Source organism: Pelagerythrobacter aerophilus (genome assembly GCF_003581645.1).
GTDB lineage: Bacteria > Pseudomonadota > Alphaproteobacteria > Sphingomonadales > Sphingomonadaceae > Pelagerythrobacter > Pelagerythrobacter aerophilus.
In genome coordinates, this window is sequence record NZ_QXFK01000003.1 from 1 (window position 1) to 5,732 (window position 5,732).

5 protein-coding genes are annotated in these 5,732 nt (G+C 58.4%); 1 reads left to right on the forward strand and 4 read right to left on the reverse strand.

What is annotated here, in order from left to right; translation table 11 throughout:
• Nucleotides 1–267: 267 nt before the first annotated feature.
• The 4 genes from D2V04_RS00315 to D2V04_RS00330 form a co-directional block, all read right to left on the reverse strand.
• The gene (locus D2V04_RS00315; protein WP_119511379.1) at nt 268–1,302 is read right to left on the reverse strand and encodes an IS110 family RNA-guided transposase; all 1,035 of its coding nucleotides are present in this window, start codon (nt 1,300–1,302) and stop codon (nt 268–270) included.
• A 109-nt stretch (nt 1,303–1,411) separates the two neighbouring features.
• Nucleotides 1,412–2,008, reverse strand: a complete 597-nt coding sequence (locus D2V04_RS00320) for a hypothetical protein (protein WP_119511404.1) — start codon at nt 2,006–2,008, stop codon at nt 1,412–1,414.
• Nucleotides 2,009–2,010: 2 nt separating this feature from the next.
• A complete protein-coding gene (locus D2V04_RS00325; protein WP_119511405.1) occupies nt 2,011–2,718 on the reverse strand; it encodes a PD-(D/E)XK nuclease family protein in 708 nt (235 codons plus the stop codon).
• 280 nt (nt 2,719–2,998) lie between these two features.
• A complete protein-coding gene (locus D2V04_RS00330) occupies nt 2,999–4,195 on the reverse strand; it encodes a hypothetical protein (RefSeq protein ID WP_147391737.1) in 1,197 nt (398 codons plus the stop codon).
• Between the two features lie 235 nt (nt 4,196–4,430).
• On the opposite strand from D2V04_RS00330, the gene D2V04_RS00335 reads away from it, so the two are divergent.
• Nucleotides 4,431–5,465 carry an IS110 family RNA-guided transposase gene (locus tag D2V04_RS00335; protein WP_119511379.1) on the forward strand — a complete coding sequence of 345 codons (1,035 nt, stop codon included), beginning with the start codon at nt 4,431–4,433 and terminating at the stop codon, nt 5,463–5,465.
• Nucleotides 5,466–5,732: the final 267 nt, after the last annotated feature.

The following is a 5,732-nucleotide window of genomic DNA, read 5'->3' on the forward strand; positions in this document are numbered from 1 at the left end:
TCTGTGGATGGCTCCCGCGTTGCAAGGGCAAATGCGATGTGCTGGCGCTTGGGTCGGGTGCAGACTTCTGTCCGGCCTGTTGATGCAGCCATGAAGTAGACTGCTGGCCCTGATGGTGTCCGCGAACTGGGTCCCGAACTGGTTTACAGGCTGTATCGCCTCGGCCATTCGCTGGGTTGTCCCGGTTCCCGGTCTGACCGGTTCGCCATCATCTCGCTTTGCTCTCACAACTCCTGAAGTGGCTTTCGCCGCTATTCCGTTTTGCCTCTACGCCGCCAACGCAGGCACGTGGCGCTCACGATAGACTTCCCCGCGGGTCATGATGGCCCAGACGATTCTCGCTGTTTTGTTTGCCAAAGCCACGGTGACCACCCGTGCGGGCTTGCGCGCCAGCAAGGCGAGAACGTTGGGATCGACCGCCTCCGGTTTTCTTTTCGCGTTCCGCACCACTGCCGTCATGCCGACCACCAGGAGCTTACGAAGATACCTGTCGCCCATCTTCGAGATGCGGCCGAGCCGCTCTTTGCCGCCGCTGGACTTCTGAAGCGGGGTTAGCCCCAGCCAGGCCGCGAACTGCCGGCCAGAGCGGAACTGAGATGGATCACTGACCGACGCTGCGAGTGCCGTCGCTCCGATCGGGCCAATGCCCGGGATCGTCATGAGGCGGGTGGCAACGTCGCTCTTGCGCTGCCACCCGATCAGATCACGTTCGATCTCCCGTACCTGGGCGTGGACATCGAGGGCTTGCTGCGACAGCCGCTCAACGATGCGAAGAGCATCGGACGGCACGTCAGGCGCTTCCCCGTCGACGATCGCACGTGCCTTCTCCAAAGCTCGATTGATGCCTTGGGGGATGTCGATGCCGAACTCGGCCAAAAGCCCTCGCATCATGTTGATTAGCTGCGTGCGCTGCTTGACGAACAGATCCCGCGTGCGGTGCATCGACAGCGCCGCCTGCTGCTCCGCTGACTTCACCGGCACAAAGCGCATCGTGGGGCGCGTCACTGCCTCGCAGATTGCTTCCGCATCCGCAGCATCGGTCTTGCCGCGCTTCACGTAGGGCTTGACGTAAGCCGGCGGCATCAGCCGAACCTCATGGCCCAGCTTGATCAGCTCCCGAGCCCAGTAATGCGACGTGCCGCAGGCCTCCATGCCAACCACGCAAGGCGGAAGCTTCTCGAAGAAGGGAAGCATCTGCGAGCGCCGCAATGCCTTGCGAACAACGGCCGTGCCCTGTGCATCTACGCCGTGAACCTGGAAAACGTTCTTGGCCAAATCGAGACCGATCGTGCTAATATCCATCTGGGTGGCTCCCATTTTGCTCGTGAATACCTGACGGTCTTCACACCTTGGCACCTAGATGCCGTGAGCGGGAGCCATCCACCTCATCTGGTTTGCCTGCTAAGGCTCCTTAAGCACTAGCCTTTGCCACCATCGCGTCCCTGAGGTGCTGAAACGCTTCGCGCGCAGCCAGCAGGGCCTCAGCAGCGCGGAGTACAGGCTCCATTGCCTCCGCCAGATCATCATTACGAAGTCCCTGGGCTATTTTCTGGGCATCGAATTGAATGGGGAGATAAATCCGATTGCCGTCACGACGAAATCCCGCGCTCTCAATATCGCGCAGGTCGTCCGCGTGCGCTTCAAGAATTTGCTTGTAATCCTTCACATAAAGGTTGTCGTGATACCACTGGATGCCGATCGCCTCGCGATCCGTCCTCGGGGCGATGTAGCTGGCTAGCCATGTTCTATGATCGGAATCATCCGCTGTCAGCCTGAACCAAGGATCGCTGTCCTTGTCCTTGTCGAGCCAAGTACGCGGTGCGAACCAGGCCCCATCAAGATCGTCATCGTCTTCGAAATGATAGTCTTCATCCGCGAGGCCTCGCTTTAGCGCCTTCCACGCCGCTTCATTCAGACGAGGGTCGATCACCTCTTCAACGCGCGTAAGTGCCAATTCCAGATCGGCTATATTCTCTGAGATGAGCGCATCGAGTTCATCCTGTTCCATTGTCATATCCCCAGCGTTCGGCAGTGCTGGCCGAACTGACTTATCAGCCAGCCAGAGTGAGTGGATGGGTTGGCTTGCTCCGCGATATCCGCAAGCTTTCGCCAAGTTATGTGCGGTACAAAAATAGCTTCGTCTCTTGATCGGTAGGGCGAAAGGAAAACCACTTCGTGTTTTTCGCGTCCCATCAGCCTCGCCCGCGCCGCGATTGCGGTCCGATAGTCCGCCAGCTGGTTATCGCGTTCCGATGCGAAAATTTTCACTTCGACCCCGATAACGGATGACTGGGTTTCAATGGTGATGTCCACACGATCCGTGATGGCGCCATTCAGGCAGTGCTCTGTTTGGACCGTATATCCGTTCGCAAGTTCGTCATCGTCCGGAAGATGGCTTCCTGCCTGAGCAAAGAACCCAGCTAGGAAAGCCTGCGCCTGGCGTCCGTGTTTTCTACGGTCCCATAGGTCGGCCAGTACTGCGCAGTTTCGCACTTCATCGTTTTGAAGGCAGGACGTCGTCCAAGGGTTGGCGCAAGCACTTTCCTCTGCATGTCGTAGCGGAACCCGAAGCGCTTCGAGAAAGCGAGAGAAACTTTCGGCATCAATCAGCCTGTCGACTTGCGGAACACGTCTCAATCCATGCAAGTATGGTCTGGCATCCGCGAAATATAGGCTCAGTCGGTCGCCAACAGCCTCATTGGCCTTAAATGATTTCATAACGATAATTTCTGAATGGCGCGACTAGCTCTCGTGGACGCCGCCCTTGGCGAACCTGTACACAACTTCGTTGCCGTGCGGTCGCAAGTGAGCCTTATATTCAAACTAAGCGCCTTGTCGCTGCGGAGGTTCGGAGCCACACCATTGTTCCCGGCCTATCAATGGCTGCAAGTTTGCGCTCCGTCTGGCACGATGATGATCGCTTTGCCCAGCCGCGACCTGAAGATCTGGCTACTGCCGCTCTTTTCACTTCACTGGCCCTCTTCCTCTGCTGCGGGGGCTACTTGGTCAGCAGGCTGACAGGCTTCTGTTCGACCTTCCGCTCGAGAGATTTCAGATGATTCAGCCCATCATCGAACCTGACTTTGCTGATCACTCGCGCGTCGGCAGAAGATCGGGATGGAAAGCCGCAGGTCTCCAAGTCGAACCTAACGCAGAGCGCAGTGATTGCTTGGATTGCCGGAGCTACGCGAGGTTGAATTTGATCGCTAATCGCACCCCCGTGCGCCGAAGCGTTGCGGATCTGCGCTGCGGTCTTCGCCAGCAAATCTACATCCTTTTTTTCGAGCGGTGGATCAATTTCAGCTCCCAAGCCTGTGAAGCGCTTGGCGAGGCTTGGGCGTTGGAGCGAACCCAAAAGCCCGCTTATGCGATCTCTATCGATGCCGGCTTTCCCTTCCTCGGCCACAGCGTGGGCAGCATCCACCATCTTAGAGAGAACCCCGTTGGGAAGCTGCAAATTGGCGGCGAGTGTAGAAAGGCTGTCCACCGCGCTGCCAATTTCCACCAGATCGTTAGGATCTACGCGGCGGTTCATTCGCTCGATCACTCGATCAACCCGGACACGGAAACGCCTTCGGTCATTCTCGCATTCGAGCCACTTTGTCATGCAATCCGATAAAGCCTGACGGTCCTTCCAAAAATTGAGCGCAAGGTGCCGAGGGGACAACTTGTTTAACCCATCGGCCTCCACTGGGTGCTGATCAATATTTGGCAGATACAGATTTGCTGTCGGTGCTTTTACATCTAGGGAGCCGCGGACTGCGATCGCCTCAAGCGGTAGGGGGCTCATCGCCATCTGAGCATAGAACCGCCTCCACTCCCAAACCCGATCCAAGGCAGACTCGATATCGACTGGATGGTCAAACGCTATGCTCGCTACCGGGTATGTCATCGCATTCACCGACACCACCGAGCCGCTAGTGAACCGGCCACCTTGCCAGACTTGATACGCGCGATCTTCCACACGAAAATCGATCAGCACTGGGAAGTCATGAACCACATAGATTTCTCGAGGAGCGAACGGCCCGTCGTCATCTCCTGATTTATATCGAAGCGATCGAAGGGCCTCCACCTGTTCGGGCGTGGCTCCAAAGCCCCGAAGACTTTCGGTGAAATCATAATAGAAGAAATTGTGCAGGCCCTTGAGCTGGAACTGAACGACCTGCACCGCTCCATCAGAAGTCAAACCGCGCACGTCGTCTACGACGATGTTAGGATAGATGCTCGCGACATGAGCGTCAGCGCTTCCCTCGGACCAGTGGTGGCTTCCGCTTCTGGTTGTCAGGGCGTGGTGGAGCAGGAGATCGCGCCCATCGGAACCCCGGAGGCGCACGTCAAACCAGATGAGGTGGATGGCTCCCGCTCACGGCATCTAGGTGCCAAGGTGTGAAGACCGTCAGGTATTCACGAGCAAAATGGGAGCCACCCAGATGGATATTAGCACGATCGGTCTCGATTTGGCCAAGAACGTTTTCCAGGTTCACGGCGTAGATGCACAGGGCACGGCCGTTGTTCGCAAGGCATTGCGGCGCTCGCAGATGCTTCCCTTCTTCGAGAAGCTTCCGCCTTGCGTGGTTGGCATGGAGGCCTGCGGCACGTCGCATTACTGGGCTCGGGAGCTGATCAAGCTGGGCCATGAGGTTCGGCTGATGCCGCCGGCTTACGTCAAGCCCTACGTGAAGCGCGGCAAGACCGATGCTGCGGATGCGGAAGCAATCTGCGAGGCAGTGACGCGCCCCACGATGCGCTTTGTGCCGGTGAAGTCAGCGGAGCAGCAGGCGGCGCTGTCGATGCACCGCACGCGGGATCTGTTCGTCAAGCAGCGCACGCAGCTAATCAACATGATGCGAGGGCTTTTGGCCGAGTTCGGCATCGACATCCCCCAAGGCATCAATCGAGCTTTGGAGAAGGCACGTGCGATCGTCGACGGGGAAGCGCCTGACGTGCCGTCCGATGCTCTTCGCATCGTTGAGCGGCTGTCGCAGCAAGCCCTCGATGTCCACGCCCAGGTACGGGAGATCGAACGTGATCTGATCGGGTGGCAGCGCAAGAGCGACGTTGCCACCCGCCTCATGACGATCCCGGGCATTGGCCCGATCGGAGCGACGGCACTCGCAGCGTCGGTCAGTGATCCATCTCAGTTCCGCTCTGGCCGGCAGTTCGCGGCCTGGCTGGGGCTAACCCCGCTTCAGAAGTCCAGCGGCGGCAAAGAGCGGCTCGGCCGCATCTCGAAGATGGGCGACAGGTATCTTCGTAAGCTCCTGGTGGTCGGCATGACGGCAGTGGTGCGGAACGCGAAAAGAAAACCGGAGGCGGTCGATCCCAACGTTCTCGCCTTGCTGGCGCGCAAGCCCGCACGGGTGGTCACCGTGGCTTTGGCAAACAAAACAGCGAGAATCGTCTGGGCCATCATGACCCGCGGGGAAGTCTATCGTGAGCGCCACGTGCCTGCGTTGGCGGCGTAGAGGCAAAACGGAATAGCGGCGAAAGCCACTTCAGGAGTTGTGAGAGCAAAGCGAGATGATGGCGAACCGGTCAGACCGGGAACCGGGACAACCCAGCGAATGGCCGAGGCGATACAGCCTGTAAACCAGTTCGGGACCCAGTTCGCGGACACCATCAGGGCCAGCAGTCTACTTCATGGCTGCATCAACAGGCCGGACAGAAGTCTGCACCCGACCCAAGCGCCAGCACATCGCATTTGCCCTTGCAACGCGGGAGCCATCCACAGA

What these genes read in the sequence shown, in the direction of transcription:
- D2V04_RS00320 (WP_119511404.1), bottom strand. Translation starts at nt 2,008, where the DNA reads ATGGAACAGGATGAACTCGATGCGCTCATCTCAGAGAATATAGCCGAT.
- D2V04_RS00315 (WP_119511379.1), bottom strand. Translation starts at nt 1,302, where the DNA reads ATGGATATTAGCACGATCGGTCTCGATTTGGCCAAGAACGTTTTCCAG.
- D2V04_RS00335 (WP_119511379.1), top strand. Translation starts at nt 4,431, where the DNA reads ATGGATATTAGCACGATCGGTCTCGATTTGGCCAAGAACGTTTTCCAG.
- D2V04_RS00325 (WP_119511405.1), bottom strand. Translation starts at nt 2,718, where the DNA reads ATGAAATCATTTAAGGCCAATGAGGCTGTTGGCGACCGACTGAGCCTA.